The organism is Pseudomonas sp. NPDC089569, from assembly GCF_050280625.1.
Classification (GTDB): Bacteria; Pseudomonadota; Gammaproteobacteria; order Pseudomonadales; family Pseudomonadaceae; genus Aquipseudomonas.
In genome coordinates, this window is the sequence record NZ_JBNNVQ010000122.1 from 1 (window position 1) to 16382 (window position 16382).

Genomic DNA, 16382 nt, shown 5'->3' on the forward strand with positions numbered 1-16382 from the left:
CCTCACGACACCAGAGCGGGCATCGTACGCGACCAGCCCAACGCCGAAACCAGCAACACCGACTACGATAACAACCTGCCACAGGTCCTGAACAACGAACTGCGCAAGATCCTCGTCGGTGGCGACAAAGCCGCCGGTGGCCTGCAGATCCCGGTTGTCGAAGTACCCGCGGGCCAGGCCCAGGACACCGTGACCCTGTTCCTGTCCGGTGACGGCGGCTGGCGCGACCTCGACCGCGACGTGGCGGGCGAAATGGCCAAGATCGGCTACCCGGTGGTCGGCATCGACACCCTGCGCTACTACTGGCAGCACAAGAGCCCGGAGCAAAGCGCACTGGACCTGGCCGAGCTGATGCAGCACTACCGGCAAAAATGGGGCACCAAGCGCTTCATCCTGACCGGTTACTCGTTTGGTGCGGATGTTTTGCCGGCCATCTACAACCGTTTGGCCGAATCGGAACAGAATCGCGTCGACGCAATCATCCTGCTGGCCTTTGCCCGCACCGGCAGCTTCGAAATCGAAGTTGAAGGCTGGCTCGGCAACGCCGGCAAGGAAGCCGCCACCGGCCCGGAAATGGCCAAGCTGCCCGCCGACAAAGTGGTGTGCATCTACGGTGAAGAGGAAACCGATGAAAGCGGCTGCACCGACAAGACGGCGGTGGGCGAAGCGATGAAACTGCCCGGCGGCCATCACTTCGACGAAAACTACCCGGCGCTGGCCAAACGCCTGGTGGACATCATCGAGAAGCGCCAGGCCAAGGAAACCGCCGCCGCAGAGTGATCCGGCAGAAAACAAAAAGCCCCTGCAATCTTTGGATTGCAGGGGCTTTTTCATTCCTGCTCTTAACCTGTAGGAGTGAGCATGCTCACGATGGTCGTCAACGATAACGCGGGAAACCTGATACCCCGCGGAGCTGTCGAGCCCATCGCGAGCATGCTCGCTCCTACAGAATCGAGGGTTACATCTCGACCTGAGTACCCAACTCGATCACCCGGTTCAACGGGAGGTTGAAGAAGCGCAGGTTACCGTTGGCGTTCTGCAACATGAAGGCGAACAACCCCTCGCGCCAGCGCGACATGCCCTCGAGCTTGGAGGCGATGACCGTCTCGCGGCTGAGGAAGTACGTGGTGCGCATCGGGCTGAAATCCAGCTCATCGAGTGGGCAAAGCTTCAGGGCCTGCGGCACGTCCGGCTCGTCGGTGAAACCGAAATGCAGAATCACCCGGAAGAACCCCTCGCCGTAGGAATCGACCTCGAAGCGCCGGCTCGGCGGCACCCGCGGGATATCTTCATAAACCACCGTCAACAGCACCACTTGCTCGTGCAGCACCTGGTTATGCAGCAGGTTGTGCAATAACGCGTGGGGCACGGCGTCCGGTCGCGCGGTCAGGAACACCGCGGTGCCCTGTACGCGATGCGGCGGCTGGACGGCAATACTGCTGATGAAAATCGGCAACGGCAGACCACCTTCGTCGATACGCTCCACCAGCAACTGCTTGCCGCGTTTCCAGGTGGTCATCAGCACAAACAAAGCCAAGCCCGCGACGACGGGGAAGGCACCGCCCTGCACGATTTTGGGCACGTTGGCGGCGAAGTACAGGCCATCGACCAGCAGGAAGCCAACCAGCACCGGCACCGCGAAGATCGGTGGCCACTTCCACAGCAGCAAGATGACTGCTGACACCAGAATGGTGGTCATCAGCATGGTACCGGTCACTGCGACACCGTAGGCCGAGGCCAGGGCGCCGGAAGACTCGAACCCGATGACCAGCAGAATAACGCCGACCATCAGCGACCAGTTCACCGCGCCGATGTAGATCTGGCCCTGTTCGGCACTGGAGGTGTGCCGGATATGCATGCGCGGAATGTAACCGAGCTGGATCGCCTGGCGAGTCAGGGAGAATGCACCGGAAATCACCGCCTGCGAGGCAATCACCGTGGCCATCGTCGACAGGCCGACCAACGGAATCAACGCCCAGCTTGGCGCAAGCAGATAGAACGGGTTGCGAGCGGCCTCAGGATCACCGAGCAACAGCGCCCCCTGACCGAAATAGTTCAGCACCAGCGCCGGCAACACCAGGAGGAACCACGCACGGGCAATCGGCTTGCGACCGAAGTGCCCCATGTCGGCATACAGCGCTTCGGCACCGGTCAACGCCAGCACCACGGCACCGAGGATGGCCACGCCCATGCCAGGATGATCGAGGAAGAAACGCACCCCCCATACAGGATTGATCGCCTGCAGCACTTCAGGATGCTGCAGAATGCCGTTGACACCCAAGGCGCCGAGCACCACGAACCAGGTGACCATGATCGGCCCGAACAGAATGCCGATGCGCGCAGTGCCGTGGCTTTGAATCAGAAACAACCCGACCAGCACCACCAGCGACAGCGGCACCACCCAGTGGTCGATCCCCTCGAACGCCAACCCCAGGCCTTCAATCGCCGACAGAACCGAAATCGCCGGCGTGATCATGCTGTCGCCGTAGAACAGCGCTGCACCGATCAGCCCGCAAACCACCAACAGCGTACGCAGCTTGGCACGCCCTCCCGCCGCCCGCCGGGCCAGCGCAGTCAGGGCCATGATCCCGCCCTCGCCCTGGTTGTCGGCGCGCAGGACAAACATCATGTACTTGATCGACACGACCCAGATCAGCGACCAGAAGATCAGCGCCAGGATCCCCAACACGCCATCATGATTGACCGGTACACCATAACCACCGGAGAACACTTCCTTGAGGGTGTACAACGGACTCGTGCCGATGTCGCCATACACAACCCCGACCGCGGCGACCAGCATGCCGATCGGATTCGCCGTCGAATGCCCGACGCCCGCCGCGTGACTACTTGCCTGACCCATCCACCACTCCTACTACCCGGACCCGGACTACCCTGGAATAGCACTATGCCTTGTCGTGCAGCATGCGCTGTTTTACTTCAAGTTACAGACGATTTGTTGACTGTAAAAAATTGGTAAAGCCCAACGGCGCGAAGCATAGCGCAGCACTCGTCGTATTTCCCTGCATAAAGCTGGTCAAGTGCGCTTACCATCGCTAGAATTGCGCACTTTTTGATCAGAGACGCCTCCAAGCGTCCGTCTGTCGCCCCGCCCACGAGGCCGAGGGCACTACCTATACCGAGGTTAGACATGTCCACCACTCCTGCGCCGGCCAATCCAAAGGTTGGTTTCGTATCCCTGGGTTGCCCCAAAGCACTGGTCGACTCCGAGCGCATCCTGACCCAGCTGCGCATGGAAGGCTATGACGTCGTGTCCACCTATCAGGACGCCGATGTGGTCGTGGTCAATACCTGCGGCTTCATCGATTCGGCCAAAGCCGAATCCCTGGAAGTGATCGGCGAAGCCATCAAGGAAAACGGCAAGGTCATCGTGACCGGCTGCATGGGCGTCGAAGAAGGCAACATCCGCGAAGTACACCCGAGCGTGCTGGCCGTCACCGGCCCGCAGCAATACGAGCAGGTGGTCAGCGCGGTACACGAAGTCGTACCGCCGAAACAGGATCACAACCCGCTGATCGACCTGGTGCCGCCGCAAGGGATCAAGCTGACCCCGCGCCACTACGCCTACCTGAAGATTTCCGAAGGCTGCAACCACAGCTGAAGCTTCTGCATCATCCCGTCGATGCGCGGCAAACTGGTCAGCCGTCCGGTCGGTGACGTGCTCGACGAGGCCCAGCGCCTGGTCAAGTCCGGCGTCAAGGAACTGCTGGTGATCTCCCAGGACACCAGCGCCTACGGCGTCGACGTGAAGTACCGCACCGGTTTCTGGAACGGCGCGCCGGTGAAAACCCGCATGACCGAACTCTGCGAAGCCCTGAGCACTCTCGGTGTCTGGGTTCGCCTGCACTACGTTTACCCGTACCCGCACGTGGATGAACTGATCCCGTTGATGGCCGCCGGCAAGATCCTGCCGTACCTGGACATCCCGTTCCAGCACGCGAGCCCCAAGGTGCTCAAGTCGATGAAACGCCCGGCGTTCGAGGACAAGACCCTGGCGCGGATCAAGAACTGGCGCGAAATCTGCCCGGACCTGATCATCCGCTCGACCTTCATCGTCGGCTTCCCGGGAGAAACCGAAGAGGACTTCCAGTACCTGCTGGACTGGCTGACCGAAGCCCAGCTCGACCGCGTCGGCTGCTTCCAGTACTCGCCGGTCGAGGGTGCACCGGCTAACGATCTGGACCTGGAAGTCGTGCCGGATGATGTCAAGCAGGATCGCTGGGAGCGCTTCATGGCGCACCAGCAGGCCATCAGCGCGGCACGTCTGCAAATGCGCATCGGCCGTGAAATCGAAGTACTGGTCGATGAAGTCGACGAGCAAGGCGCTGTCGGCCGCTGCTTCTTCGATGCCCCGGAAATCGACGGCAACGTGTTCATCGACAACGGCAGCAACCTCAAGCCGGGCGACAAGGTCTGGTGCAAAGTGACCGACGCCGACGAATACGACCTCTGGGCCGAACAGATCTAAACGCAAAAAATATGAAAAGCCCCGCTCTCATGACGAGATGCGGGGCTTTTTTACGGCTATCGTTTTGTGGGAGAAAGGACTCGCCTGTTTCAAAGAAATCACGACCAGCACCAGGGAGCAGCCGGCCATGCGCCAACATTCGGTCATTCATACGCCGAAATACAGCGACTACGAAGAACTGACACGGGTCTGGGAAGCGTCAGTGCGCGCCACTCATGACTTTTTGCCGGACAGCTACATCGAACTGCTGAAGAATCTTGTACTGAGCCGCTACCTCGACGCAGTGATGCTCATTTGCACGAAGGACCCGCACCATCGCATCACCGGATTCGCCGGTGTCGCGGCGGGCAAGATAGAAATGCTGTTCATTGATCCGGCGCATCGTGGCCAGGGGTTGGGCAAGCAGTTGCTGCGCTACGCCATGGAGCACCTCAATGCCGATGAACTGGACGTCAACGAACAAAACCCGCAAGCGCTGGGGTTTTACTTCAAGCAGGGGTTCGAGGTGATCGGTCGCTCGGAGGTCGATGGCATGGGACAACCGTATCCGTTGCTGCATATGCGTTATCGCCAGCCCCAGCAAAAAGCGCGCAATGCCTGACACAACACAAATACTGTGGGAGCCGGCTTGCCGGCGATGCAGGCGCTGCGGACTTTCAACAGCACCGAGGTGACGCCATCGCAGGCAAGCCAGCTCCCACCAAAGCAACAGTGCCGAAATGGAGTCGCGATTTACCCGTGCCAGGCAGGTACAATGCCCATCTTTTTTTATAACGGCCCCAACATGACTGACCCGATTCGACTCTCCAAACGCCTCATCGAACTTGTCGGCTGCTCTCGTCGGGAGGCAGAGCTGTTCATCGAGGGTGGCTGGGTCACTGTCGACGGCCAGGTCATCGATGAGCCGCAGTTCAAGGTCGACACCCAGAAAGTCGAGCTCGACAAGGACGCCAAGGCCACCGCGCCAGAACCGGTGACCCTGCTGCTCAATGTGCCGGCCGGCATGGACACCGACACGGCCATGCGCTCGCTCAATGCCGAGACCCTCAGCGAAGAACATCGTTTCGGCAAACGCCCCCTGCGGGGACACTTCCTGCGACTGACCGTCAGCGCCGACCTGCAACCCAATGCCAGCGGCCTGTTGGTGTTCACTCAGGACTGGAAGGTGCTGCGCAAGCTGACCGCCGACGCGAGCCGGATCGAGCAGGAGTACGTGGTCGAGGTCGAAGGCCATATGGTCGAGCATGGCCTTAACCGCCTGCAACACGGCCTGAAGTACAAGGGCAAGGAAATGCCGCCGGTCAAAGCCAGCTGGCAAAACGAAAACCGCCTGCGCTTCGCCATGAAGAACCCGCAACCGGGGCTCATCGCACAGCTCTGCGAAGGCGTTGGCCTCAAGGTCGTCGGCATTCGCCGTATCCGCATCGGCGGTGTTTCCATCGGCAAGGTACCGCTCGGTCAATGGCGCTACCTGTCCGGCAAAGAAAAGTTCTGAAGCTTTTCACGCCCTCTCATTCGGCGCCACGCACAGCCGCGACGCCACAGCTGAATATCAGGACCGTACACATGACTCATAACGACGTTTTGCGCAGCGTGCGCTACATGCTCGACATCAGCGACAGGAAAGTCGTCGAAATCATCAAGCTGGGTGGCATGACCGTCACTCTGGAAGACGTGGTGAAGTACCTCGACAAGAAAGAGGAGGACGAGGAAGGCTTCGTACGCTGCCCGGACGAAGTCATGGCGTACTTTCTCGACGGTCTGGTGATCTTCAAGCGCGGCAAGGACGACAGCCGTGCGCCAATGCCCATCGAAGTGCCAGTGACCAACAACATCATCCTCAAGAAGCTGCGCGTGGCCTTCGAACTCAAGGAAGACGACCTGCACGCGATCCTCAAGGCTGCAGACTTTCCTGTGTCCAAACCTGAACTGAGCGCACTGTTCCGCAAGGTTGGCCACACCAACTACCGCCCCTGCGGCGACCAGTTGCTGCGCAACTTCCTCAAGGGGCTCACCCTGCGGGTACGCCCGCAATAACCGCCTGACTTGAGCGACTGGCGTGCCCTGTAGGAGCACAGCTTGCTGGCGAATGCGGCCGGGAGATCGCCAATGCCAGCGAGCCACCCCATATGGCCGCTCATTCCGCACAAAAATAGTGGCTCCGCTTTTCGCGGCCGACGACTAGGGTGTAAAGACCTCAGCTCTCAGGACACGCCATGCATCCCTACTTTTCCCTGCAAGGTCGCACCGCCCTGGTCACCGGCGGCACCCGTGGCATCGGCAAAATGATCGCCAAGGCCTACGTCGAGGCGGGCGCCACCGTGTATGTCTGCGCCCGTGATGCCGAAGCCTGCCTGCAAACGGCTCAGGAGCTCGGTACGTCCGGCCGCTGCCATGGCATCGCGGCCAACCTTTCGACCGAAGAAGGCGTGCAGCAACTGGTCACGCGCCTGGGCGAGCGGATCGCCCATCTCGACATTCTGGTCAACAATGCCGGCACCACCTGGGGCGCACCGCTGGAAAGCTATCCGGTAAAGGGTTGGGAAAAGGTGATGCAACTCAACGTGACATCTGTATTCAACTGCATCCAGCAACTCTTGCCACTGCTGCGCAAGGCCGGCTCACCGGCGAATCCGGCACGGGTCATCAACATCGGCTCGGTGGCCGGGATTTCATCCTTCGGGGAACAGGCGTATGCCTACGGTCCCAGCAAGGCCGCGTTGCATCAATTGTCGCGGATCCTAGCCCGGGAACTGGTAGGCCAGCACATCAACATCAACGTGATTGCGCCTGGACGCTTCCCCAGCAAGATGACCCAGCATATTGGCAATGATGAACAAGCGATGGCGCAGGACACCGCGCTTATCCCGATGAAGCGTTGGGGGCGCGAGGAAGAGATGGCGGCATTGGCGATCAGCCTGGCGAGCACGGCGGGTGCCTATATGACCGGCAATATCATTCCGCTGGATGGCGGGTTCAGTCTCTGAATCCGGTGCGCAGCTTTCGCGAGCAGGCTCGCTCTCACAAAAGATGCAAAACGCTGTGGGAGCGAGCCTGTTCGCGATGACGACCTGACAGAGACCACCGAATCAAAGGTCGATCGGGTTATCATGCCCGCCTCTTTCCCGCCGACCGCCACCCCATGACCTACAGCGTTTCCCCCATCGGCTTCGTACATTCCTGTTTCAAGGAGAAGTTCGCCATCCCCCGCCAACCGCAACTGGCACCGGCAGCACGGGGGGTGCTGGAGCTGGTGGCACCTTTCGATCAGGGCGATGCGGTGCAGGGACTGGAGCAGGTCAGCCATGTCTGGTTGCTGTTCCTGTTTCATCAGGCCCTGGAAGAAAAGCCACGATTGAAGGTCCGCCCGCCTCGCCTGGGCGGCAACAAATCCATGGGCGTGTTTGCTACCCGCGCCACTCATCGCCCCAACGGCATTGGTCAATCGGTAGTCAAGCTGGACAAGGTGGAGCCCGGTCGCCTGTGGATATCCGGTATCGACTTGCTGGATGGCACACCGATTCTCGACATCAAACCCTACGTGCCTTACGCCGACATCATCGACAACGCCGCCAACAGCATCGCCAGCGCTGCGCCACGGCTGATTGCCGTGCAATGGGCGGACAGTGCCCTGCTGCAGGCTCACGAACACGCTCAGCGGCTTTCAGAGCCCCTGGTCGAGCTGATCGAGCAATGCCTGGCGCAGGATCCGCGCCCCGCCTACCAGACGCCCGCACCGGAGCGCGAATACGGCGCACAGTTCTGGGACCTGGACGTACGCTGGCATTACCCGACGCCGGAGTCGATCCGCGTGCTGGAAGTCGTCCTGAAACAGGCCCTGTAGGAGCGAGCACGCTCGCGATGGAGGCACAAGCACCGCGGGGCCCCAGGCAGCCAGCGTCATCGTTGACGACCATCGCGAGCGTGCTCGCTCCTACAGGAGGCAAAAAAAAGCCCGCGTTGCCTTGAGGCAACGCGGGCTTTTGCAGTATTGCGGGCTTGTTACTTCTCGACGAACGCACGCTCGATCAGATAATCACCCGGCTCACGCATCCGCGGCGAAACTTTCAGGCCGAAGCTGTTGAGCACTTCGCTGGTCTCGTCGAGCATGCTCGGGCTGCCGCACAGCATGGCGCGGTCGTCCTGCGGGTTGATCGGTGGCAGACCGATGTCGCTGAACAGCTTGCCGCTGCGCATCAGGTCGGTCAGGCGACCTTCGTTCTCGAATGGCTCGCGGGTCACGGTCGGGTAGTAGATCAATTTGTCACGCAGCGCCTCGCCGAAAAACTCGTTCTGCGGCAGGTGCTCGGTGATGAATTCGCGGTAAGCGACTTCATTGACGTAACGCACGCCGTGGCACAGGATCACTTTTTCGAAACGCTCGTAGGTTTCCGGATCCTGAATGACGCTCATGAATGGCGCCAGACCGGTGCCGGTGCTGAGCAGGTACAGATGTTTGCCAGGCTTCAAGTCATCCAGCACCAGCGTGCCGGTAGGCTTCTTGCTGATGATGATCTCGTCGCCTTCCTTCAGGTGCTGAAGCTGGGAAGTCAACGGACCGTCAGGCACCTTGATGCTGAAGAACTCGAGATGCTCTTCCCAGTTCGGGCTGGCAATCGAGTAAGCGCGCATAAGCGGGCGGCCGTTGGGCTGTTGCAGGCCGATCATCACGAACTGACCGTTCTCGAAGCGCAGGCCCGGGTCGCGGGTGCACTTGAAGCTGAACAGAGTGTCGTTCCAGTGATGAACACTGAGGACACGCTCGTGGTTCATGTTGCTCATGTACGGGGACTCCTGAAGATTCTGTCTGCGCATGCCCCTGGTGAAAATTGCAGGCAGCGCGCAATTGCATCGCATTCTAATAGCAGTAACAATATCTGTTAAATGGATTATTAAGATAAGGGTAATCGGTTATATCGATATGCGATTTACTCTCCGTCAACTTCAAGTATTCGTCGCCGTGGCCCAGCAGGAAAGCGTGTCCCGTGCCGCCGGCCTGCTGAACCTGTCGCAATCGGCGGCGAGCACTTCGATCACCGAACTTGAGCGTCAGTCCAGCTGCCAGTTGTTCGACCGCGCCGGCAAACGGTTGAGCCTCAATGCCCTGGGCAAACAATTGCTGCCGCAAGCCGTCGCCATGCTCGATCAAGCCAAGGAAATCGAGGACCTGCTCAACGGCAAGTCCGGTTTCGGTTCGCTGGCCGTGGGTGCGACACTGACCATCGGCAATTACCTGGCAACCCTGCTCATCGGCGGATTCATGCAGCGCCACCCGGAGAGCCAGGTCAAACTCCATGTGCAGAACACCGCCAATATTGTGCAACAGGTGGCCCATTACGAAATTGATCTGGGTCTGATCGAAGGCGACTGCAGCCACCCTGACATTGAAGTGCAGAGCTGGGTCGAGGATGAGTTGGTGGTGTTTTGCGCACCGCAGCATCCACTGGCCCAACGGGGCACCGCGACCATGGACGAACTGAGCCACGAGGCCTGGATTCTGCGCGAGCAAGGCTCAGGAACGCGGCTGACGTTCGACCAGGCGATGCGCCATCACCATCGGGCGCTGAACATCCGCCTGGAACTGGAGCACACCGAGGCGATCAAGCGCGCGGTGGAGTCCGGATTGGGGATTGGCTGCATTTCGCGACTGGCTCTGCGCGACGCGTTCCGTCGTGGCAGCCTGGTGCCGGTAGAAACACCGGGCCTTGACCTGGCGCGGCAGTTCTACTTCATCTGGCACAAACAGAAGTATCAGACATCAGCGATGCGTGAATTCCTCGATCTGTGCCGCGCTTTCACCGCCGGGGTGCAGCGCAGCGACGAGATCGTGCTGCCACCGATCGCTTGAAGCAGACTTAAAACAGGATCACCGCCCAAACCAGCGCGATCATGGACAGCGCGACGAGTTGCGCTGCGCTGCCCATGTCCTTGGCATTCTTCGACAACGGATGGCGCTCAAGGGAAATGCGATCGATGGCCGCTTCCACCGCCGAGTTCAGCAGTTCGACAATCAAGGCCAGCAGGCAGACAGCAATCAGCAACGCGCGCTCGACGCGGCTGACGCTCAGGAAGAACGACAAGGGAATCAGGACGGCGTTGAGCAGGACCAGTTGGCGGAAAGCCGCTTCGCCGGTGAAGGCGGCGCGCAGGCCATCGAAGGAATAGCCGGAGGCGTTGAGGATGCGTTTCAGGCCGGTCTGGCCTTTGAAAGGGGACATAGAGTAGACAACTGATCAAAAGGAGTGGGAAAGCTAGAGCAGCCCGGGTCAAAAAAGCGTGAAGGCGCAGACCCTTAGTGGCTCGAAATTGACTCAAGTTGTTGCAAGAGCAACGCCGCCTGAGTACGGGTTCGCACGTTCAGTTTACGGAAAATCGCAGTCACGTGGGCCTTGATGGTCGCTTCGGAAACACCCAGTTCGTAGGCAATCTGCTTGTTCAACAGGCCTTCGCAGACCATGGTCAACACTCTGAACTGTTGCGGCGTCAGGCTCGCAAGCCCTTCACTGGCCGCCTTGGCCTCATCGGAAACGCTGACCGCTTCGTAGGCTTGCGCCGGCCAGTAAACGTCGCCATCCAGTACGGCACGCACGGCTTTCTGGATGACTCCCAGGTCGCTGGACTTGGGAATGAAGCCACTGGCACCGAACTCGCGGGACTTGACCATCACCGAGGCTTCTTCCTGGGCCGACACCATGACCACCGGAATCTGCGGATACTGGCCGCGAAGCAGTACAAGCCCGGAAAAACCATAGGCCCCCGGCATATTCAGATCCAGCAGTACCAGATCCCAGTCGGCCTTTTCGGTCAGGCGGGTTTCCAGTTCGGAAATGCTCGCCACTTCCACCAGACGGACATCCGGGCCAAGTCCCAGGGTCAACGCCTGATGCAAGGCGGAACGAAAAAGCGGGTGGTCATCGGCAATCAGGATTTCGTATGTGGCCATTTTTCAGCTGATCCTGTTTTTCATGGGACGCCCAATGCATTCGGGTTCGCCAAAACGACTCAAGGTACAGCCATTTGACTGCACAAACAGCGCACGTTAAACGCCGATATGTGACTCTTCACATAAAAAAGCGGCGTATCAAACCCGGGCCGCGCCCTGAATCGGCGCCAAGCATGCCCAGCGAAGCCGGGGTGGTCAAGCCGCAAGGCCGATCCGTGCCCTGCAGTATGGTCGAAGCTCAGACTGCCGACGGCACGCTGTTTTGCACAAACGGCAACAACTCGGCATGTGCCGCGGTTTCAACGTTGATGTCCAGTTGCCGCTTGGCATCAAGATAGTGCTGGCTGAACACGTCGAAATAAGCGTCCAGAGCCGACGCCGATTGCACATCGCCCGCCAGATCGAGACACAGGGCCGCGACTTCCGCGGTGCACAGGTGTTCGCTGCGGGTAGACCGGCGCAATTGATAGCGCGAGAGCTTTTCGGGCTGCAGGCTGAGGATCGGCAATGCGTCAAAATAGGGACTTTTGCGGAACATCTTCCGTGCTTCGGTCCAGGTCGCGTCCAACAGAATGAACAACGGTCGCCTGGAGCTATCGAGCGACACACTGTGGGTCACACGTTCGGGCTCGACATATTCGCCAGGAAACACCAGGTAAGGCTGCCATTGCGGGTCGGACAACAAGGCCAGCAATTGCTGATCCACCTCGGTCCGCGACCAGATGAACGCATAGTTGTCGCGCACTACATCTGCGATCAGCCAACCGGTGTTGCTCGGTTTGAACACTTCCTTGTTGGTCATGATCAGGCATACCCCGGAGCGAGTCTCGACCTGCGGACGCCAGGCGCACAGGCAATGGCTCTCGATCACGCGACAGGTACGGCAACGGGGGGCGCGCCAGCCTCGGGCCTGGATCGGCTTGATACCTTCCTCTTCGCGCTGATCACGCAGGCGGGCTACAGCGTTGGGGGCATGGCTCATTGCAGACGACACCGGCAAAACAGGGAAATCGACACGAACAACTCTCGGCAGGGCAATAAAGGCCGACAGTTTACCAGAGCGGCGACTGCAAACCTGTACCGTCCCGACGGCCTCCCCTATAATTCGCCGCCACTGAACGCACAGTCATGTGACGGGTCGAAGCACCAGTCACTGAACCAGGAGAGTTTCATGTTGCGCCTTATCGTTCCCGCCGCTGTCGTCCTGCTGGCATCGTCCCTCACTGCTCAGGCTGCCTCCTTGAGTGAGCAGAACCTGAACAGAGAACTGCAAAACGTCGCCGCGCAAAGCAGTGTCGGCACGCCTCGGGCGATCAACGAAGACATTCTTGATCAGGGCTATACCGTTGAAGGCAAAACGCTGATCAATCACTTGAGCGTACAGGCCAGCCACGCCAGCAAGATGCGTGCGGACCCCAAAGCCGTGTACTTCCAGCTCGGTGCGTCGGTATGCAACAACCCGTCGTACCGCAAGCTGATGGCCAAGGGCGCGATCATGCGTTATGACTTCACCGAAGTGAAAACCAATCGTCCAATCGGTTCCGCGAGCTACCAGGAATCGGATTGCCCGAAAGCGACATCCAAGAAGAAGTAATCAGTGGGATTGGGCGCGCCGCTGTTCATCCTCGGCGCGCAACTCCGCCAACAACGCCTGCAAATAGCGCGAACGCCGCTCAGCGCCCATCAAGCGCCGGCAGCACTCCTCTTCGAGGCTCAGATGATTGGTCTCGGCTGATGACTTGAGCAATCGATACAGCTGCGTATCGATCTCCAGAATGACTCTGGCCATTGGCTTCCCGCCTCCCTGCATTCACTCGCGTTGAGCGATAAATCCTTGAACCGCTTGAGCCCTGTACCATGCCATTGACGCAAAGCTGTCGTATGGCACCTGTAATTTAGTAAATCAGAGCGCAGAGCACGTGGCGATCGTTCAGACGAGCGGTGAAACCACCTTGCAAATCGGCAATAAGCAGTTGCCAGTAAAGGCATTACGGCGCAATGATCAAGGCAGCGAAACTCCCCACAAGCGTCTAGATTTCAGGGTATCCACGTACACTTTTTCTGGGCGGGAAAGGGGCTGCCCATACGCGTTGAACCAAGCGAACGTTTCTTTCATCCAAGGAATAACAGAGCCTGTATGGATGACCCGCAAACCATTCGGGTCAAGTGGATCACCCAGGCATGGGCTTGGGCAGACAGCGACACAGGACGTGTCGTGGCGTCGACGAATGCTTTGTCGCAGCCAAGGGTTCTGTGCAGAAGGAGAAGTTGAATGCCTTACCAACCGAATGACCTCCTGAGCCGTCATTTTCAGGAAAGCGGCCACGACCTCATCAGCAAGGTCGAAGAACAACTCAACCTGGTTTCACCCAACAGCCCGAACGCCCCCATCTACCGCGACATGATCCTGACTGTGCTGCGCATGGCCCAGGATGACCACAACCGCTGGAACGCCAAAATCACCTTGCAGGCCCTGCGCGAACTGGAGCATGCATTCCGTGTGCTGGAACAGTTCAAGGGACGTCGTAAAGTCACCGTGTTCGGCTCGGCCCGCACACCGATCGAACACCCGCTGTACGCACTGGCCAGGGAACTGGGCGCCGCACTGGCACGCTCGGACATGATGGTCATCACCGGCGCCGGTGGCGGCATCATGGCCGCAGCCCACGAAGGTGCCGGACTGGAACACAGCCTGGGCTTCAACATCACCCTGCCTTTCGAACAGCACGCCAACCCTACCGTCAACGGCACAACCAACCTGCTGCCCTTCCATTTCTTCTTCACCCGCAAGCTGTTCTTCGTCAAGGAAGCCGATGCACTGGTGCTATGCCCTGGCGGTTTCGGCACGCTGGATGAGGCGCTGGAGGTCCTGACGCTGATCCAGACCGGCAAAAGCCCGTTGGTGCCGGTGGTGTTGCTGGATTCGCCAGGGGGCAAGTTCTGGCAAGGCGCACTGGACTTCATTCGCCAGCAGCTGGAGGAAAATCGCTACATCCTGCCCACCGATATGAAACTGGTGCGACTGGTCTACAGCGCCGAAGAGGCGGTCGAACACATCAACCAGTTCTACAGCAACTTCCACTCCAGCCGATGGCTCAAGCATCAGTTCGTGATTCGCATGAACCATAAACTCAGCGACCGGGCACTCGAGCACATGCAGACGGCTTTCGCCGACCTGTGCTTGAGCGATCATTTCCACCAGCAGGCTTACAGCGGCGAGGAGCATGACGAAGCGCAGTTCAGTCATCTGACGCGATTGTCTTTTGCATTCAACGCCCGTGATCATGGTCGCTTGCGAGAACTGGTGGACTACATCAACCTGCCGGAAAACCGGGCGCAGCCCCAGCCTCAGGCACAACAACGTTCTCGGGAACCGTCAAAGGTTTCGTGAGGCACAAAAAAACGGCCCGCTATCGAAATAGCGGGCCGTTTTCAGTCAATCTTCCATGTATCGACCGCTGAACAAGCGGTTAATCATTTCCATGGAGTATCCCCGATACGCCAGGAACCTGCCCTGCTTCGCACGCTCCCGAGCGTCTATGGGCAATTGCCCGGAGAATTTGCGTTGCCAGGTCTCTTGCAGTTGCGCCTGCCAGTCGATACCGCACTCTCGCAGGGCGAGTTCGATATCGCTGCGCATCAGACCGCGCTGGCTCAACTCCTCACGAATCCGTAAAGGGCCATAACCGGATCGGGCACGGTAGGAAACGAAGCTTTCGAGGTAGCGAGACTCTGAGAGCAAGCCCTCTTCCGTTAATCGGTCGAGTGCCGTTTCGATCAGCTCCGGGAGGGCGCCGCGCTGACGCAGCTTACGCGTCAGCTCGACTCGACCATGCTCGCGACGCGCGAGCAGGTCCATTGCGCTTCGCCGCACAGCGACGAGTGTGTCAAGTACGGCGGTCATCGGATCAATCAGATGTCAGCGTCAGCCATATCGTCTTCGGTCTCTTTGACCGCAGATGCCTTGGACTCAGCTACCGCTGACGGCGACAGCAACTTGTCACGCAGTTGCTTCTCGAGCGCTGCTGCGACTTCCGGATTGTCCGCCAGGAACTTGGCCGAGTTGGCCTTGCCCTGACCGATCTTGGTGCCGTTGTAGGCATACCAGGCACCGGACTTCTCGACAAAACCATGCAGAACGCCCAGGTCGATCATCTCGCCATTAAGGTAGATACCCTTGCCGTAAAGAATCTGGAACTCGGCCTGACGGAACGGTGAAGCCACCTTGTTCTTCACAACCTTGACACGGGTTTCGCTACCAACGACCTCATCACCTTCTTTCACCGCGCCAGTACGACGGATGTCCAGACGAACCGATGCGTAGAACTTCAGCGCGTTACCCCCGGTGGTGGTTTCCGGGCTGCCGAACATCACGCCGATTTTCATACGGATCTGGTTGATGAAGATCACCAGGCAGTTGGCATTCTTGATGTTACCGGTGATTTTGCGCAGCGCCTGGGACATCAGGCGGGCTTGCAGGCCCACATGCATGTCACCCATTTCGCCTTCGATTTCAGCCTTTGGCACCAGTGCCGCAACGGAGTCGACGATGATCACGTCAACCGCGTTGGAACGCACCAGCATGTCGGTGATTTCCAGGGCCTGTTCACCGGTATCCGGTTGGGAAACCAGCAGGTCGTCAACGTTGACGCCCAGCTTGCCGGCGTACTCGGGATCAAGAGCGTGTTCGGCATCGACGAATGCGCAAGTCGCGCCGGCTTTTTGAGCCTGGGCGATCACGGACAGTGTCAACGTGGTTTTACCGGAGGATTCAGGACCATAGATTTCAATAATGCGGCCTTTCGGCAGACCGCCAATGCCCAATGCAATGTCCAGACCCAGAGAGCCGGTGGAAATGGCTGGAATCGCCTGACGGTCCTGATCGCCCATACGCATTACGGCACCCTTGCCGAATTGACGTTCGATCTGACCCAGGGCCGCAGCCAAGGCTTT

At 59.3% G+C, this 16382-nt stretch carries 17 protein-coding genes and 1 pseudogene; 10 read left to right on the forward strand and 8 right to left on the reverse strand.

The features are described from left to right. The coding region (locus ACQKP2_RS28355; RefSeq protein ID WP_427581430.1) for a virulence factor family protein at positions 1 to 780 on the forward strand (780 nt) is incomplete at its 5' end. Between the two features lie 178 nt (positions 781 to 958). Here the strand turns inward: ACQKP2_RS28355 and ACQKP2_RS28360 are convergent. Continuing rightward, positions 959 to 2860, reverse strand: a complete 1902-nt coding sequence (locus tag ACQKP2_RS28360; protein ID WP_427581432.1) for a potassium transporter Kup — start codon at positions 2858 to 2860, stop codon at positions 959 to 961. A gap of 288 nt (positions 2861 to 3148) precedes the next feature. On the opposite strand from ACQKP2_RS28360, the pseudogene rimO reads away from it, so the two are divergent. The 6 genes and pseudogenes from rimO (at position 3149) to tsaA (ending at position 8330) form a co-directional block, all read left to right on the forward strand. Further along, a pseudogene (gene rimO, locus ACQKP2_RS28365) lies at positions 3149 to 4486 on the forward strand (30S ribosomal protein S12 methylthiotransferase RimO). A gap of 127 nt (positions 4487 to 4613) precedes the next feature. Next, positions 4614 to 5087 carry a GNAT family N-acetyltransferase gene (locus ACQKP2_RS28370; protein ID WP_427581434.1) on the forward strand — a complete coding sequence of 158 codons (474 nt, stop codon included), beginning with the start codon at positions 4614 to 4616 and terminating at the stop codon, positions 5085 to 5087. Positions 5088 to 5270: 183 nt separating this feature from the next. Further along, positions 5271 to 5981 (forward strand): rRNA pseudouridine synthase, encoded by a 711-nt coding sequence (locus ACQKP2_RS28375; RefSeq protein WP_427581436.1) that lies wholly within the window; start codon positions 5271 to 5273, stop codon positions 5979 to 5981. Between the two features lie 71 nt (positions 5982 to 6052). After that, positions 6053 to 6523: a DUF1456 family protein gene (locus tag ACQKP2_RS28380; protein WP_427581438.1), complete on the forward strand. Its 471-nt coding sequence runs from the start codon at positions 6053 to 6055 to the stop codon at positions 6521 to 6523. A 179-nt stretch (positions 6524 to 6702) separates the two neighbouring features. Then, entirely contained in the window at positions 6703 to 7473 is a 771-nt protein-coding gene (locus tag ACQKP2_RS28385; protein WP_427581440.1) for an SDR family oxidoreductase, read from the forward strand. A 155-nt stretch (positions 7474 to 7628) separates the two neighbouring features. Beyond that, complete coding sequence (gene tsaA, locus ACQKP2_RS28390; protein WP_427581442.1) at positions 7629 to 8330, forward strand: tRNA (N6-threonylcarbamoyladenosine(37)-N6)-methyltransferase TrmO; 702 nt, start codon at positions 7629 to 7631, stop codon at positions 8328 to 8330. Positions 8331 to 8488: 158 nt separating this feature from the next. Here the strand turns inward: tsaA and fpr are convergent, their stop codons facing one another. Then, positions 8489 to 9268 (reverse strand): ferredoxin-NADP reductase, encoded by a 780-nt coding sequence (gene fpr, locus ACQKP2_RS28395; protein ID WP_003443014.1) that lies wholly within the window; start codon positions 9266 to 9268, stop codon positions 8489 to 8491. Positions 9269 to 9407: 139 nt separating this feature from the next. Here fpr and ACQKP2_RS28400 point away from each other — a divergent pair, with 139 nt between their 5' ends. Next, positions 9408 to 10334: a LysR family transcriptional regulator gene (locus tag ACQKP2_RS28400; RefSeq protein ID WP_427581445.1), complete on the forward strand. Its 927-nt coding sequence runs from the start codon at positions 9408 to 9410 to the stop codon at positions 10332 to 10334. Between the two features lie 7 nt (positions 10335 to 10341). Here the strand turns inward: ACQKP2_RS28400 and ACQKP2_RS28405 are convergent, their stop codons facing one another. From ACQKP2_RS28405 to ACQKP2_RS28415, 3 genes are all read right to left on the reverse strand, one after another. Then, positions 10342 to 10704 (reverse strand): diacylglycerol kinase, encoded by a 363-nt coding sequence (locus ACQKP2_RS28405; RefSeq protein WP_427581447.1) that lies wholly within the window; start codon positions 10702 to 10704, stop codon positions 10342 to 10344. Between the two features lie 74 nt (positions 10705 to 10778). After that, on the reverse strand, positions 10779 to 11429 hold the full coding sequence (erdR, locus tag ACQKP2_RS28410) for a response regulator transcription factor ErdR (protein ID WP_427581449.1): 651 nt from the start codon (positions 11427 to 11429) through the stop codon (positions 10779 to 10781). A gap of 238 nt (positions 11430 to 11667) precedes the next feature. Then, complete coding sequence (locus ACQKP2_RS28415; RefSeq protein WP_427581450.1) at positions 11668 to 12411, reverse strand: tRNA-uridine aminocarboxypropyltransferase; 744 nt, start codon at positions 12409 to 12411, stop codon at positions 11668 to 11670. Positions 12412 to 12600: 189 nt separating this feature from the next. Here ACQKP2_RS28415 and ACQKP2_RS28420 point away from each other — a divergent pair, with 189 nt between their 5' ends. Continuing rightward, the gene (locus ACQKP2_RS28420) at positions 12601 to 13023 is read left to right on the forward strand and encodes a PA3611 family quorum-sensing-regulated virulence factor (RefSeq protein ID WP_427581451.1); all 423 of its coding nucleotides are present in this window, start codon (positions 12601 to 12603) and stop codon (positions 13021 to 13023) included. Here the strand turns inward: ACQKP2_RS28420 and ACQKP2_RS28425 are convergent, their stop codons facing one another. Continuing rightward, positions 13024 to 13218, reverse strand: coding sequence for a hypothetical protein (locus ACQKP2_RS28425; protein WP_427581452.1), 195 nt, complete (start codon positions 13216 to 13218; stop codon positions 13024 to 13026). Positions 13219 to 13701: 483 nt separating this feature from the next. Here ACQKP2_RS28425 and ACQKP2_RS28430 point away from each other — a divergent pair, with 483 nt between their 5' ends. After that, positions 13702 to 14820, forward strand: a complete 1119-nt coding sequence (locus ACQKP2_RS28430; protein WP_427581454.1) for a TIGR00730 family Rossman fold protein — start codon at positions 13702 to 13704, stop codon at positions 14818 to 14820. Positions 14821 to 14865: 45 nt separating this feature from the next. On the opposite strand, the gene recX is transcribed toward ACQKP2_RS28430, so the two are convergent. Beyond that, a complete protein-coding gene (recX, locus tag ACQKP2_RS28435; RefSeq protein WP_427581455.1) occupies positions 14866 to 15333 on the reverse strand; it encodes a recombination regulator RecX in 468 nt (155 codons plus the stop codon). An 8-nt stretch (positions 15334 to 15341) separates the two neighbouring features. Beyond that, a partial coding sequence (gene recA, locus ACQKP2_RS28440; RefSeq protein WP_427581457.1) for a recombinase RecA occupies positions 15342 to 16382 on the reverse strand: 1041 nt, incomplete at its 5' end.

Coding starts and splice junctions, on each gene's coding strand:
- ACQKP2_RS28405 (WP_427581447.1), bottom strand. CDS start 10,704: ATGTCCCCTTTCAAAGGCCAGACCGGCCTGAAACGCATCCTCAACGCC.
- erdR (WP_427581449.1), bottom strand. CDS start 11,429: ATGGCCACATACGAAATCCTGATTGCCGATGACCACCCGCTTTTTCGT.
- fpr (WP_003443014.1), bottom strand. CDS start 9,268: ATGAGCAACATGAACCACGAGCGTGTCCTCAGTGTTCATCACTGGAAC.
- recX (WP_427581455.1), bottom strand. CDS start 15,333: ATGACCGCCGTACTTGACACACTCGTCGCTGTGCGGCGAAGCGCAATG.
- ACQKP2_RS28415 (WP_427581450.1), bottom strand. CDS start 12,411: ATGAGCCATGCCCCCAACGCTGTAGCCCGCCTGCGTGATCAGCGCGAA.
- ACQKP2_RS28380 (WP_427581438.1), top strand. CDS start 6,053: ATGACTCATAACGACGTTTTGCGCAGCGTGCGCTACATGCTCGACATC.
- ACQKP2_RS28400 (WP_427581445.1), top strand. CDS start 9,408: ATGCGATTTACTCTCCGTCAACTTCAAGTATTCGTCGCCGTGGCCCAG.
- ACQKP2_RS28430 (WP_427581454.1), top strand. CDS start 13,702: ATGCCTTACCAACCGAATGACCTCCTGAGCCGTCATTTTCAGGAAAGC.
- ACQKP2_RS28425 (WP_427581452.1), bottom strand. CDS start 13,218: ATGGCCAGAGTCATTCTGGAGATCGATACGCAGCTGTATCGATTGCTC.
- ACQKP2_RS28375 (WP_427581436.1), top strand. CDS start 5,271: ATGACTGACCCGATTCGACTCTCCAAACGCCTCATCGAACTTGTCGGC.
- tsaA (WP_427581442.1), top strand. CDS start 7,629: ATGACCTACAGCGTTTCCCCCATCGGCTTCGTACATTCCTGTTTCAAG.
- ACQKP2_RS28360 (WP_427581432.1), bottom strand. CDS start 2,860: ATGGGTCAGGCAAGTAGTCACGCGGCGGGCGTCGGGCATTCGACGGCG.
- ACQKP2_RS28420 (WP_427581451.1), top strand. CDS start 12,601: ATGTTGCGCCTTATCGTTCCCGCCGCTGTCGTCCTGCTGGCATCGTCC.
- ACQKP2_RS28370 (WP_427581434.1), top strand. CDS start 4,614: ATGCGCCAACATTCGGTCATTCATACGCCGAAATACAGCGACTACGAA.
- ACQKP2_RS28385 (WP_427581440.1), top strand. CDS start 6,703: ATGCATCCCTACTTTTCCCTGCAAGGTCGCACCGCCCTGGTCACCGGC.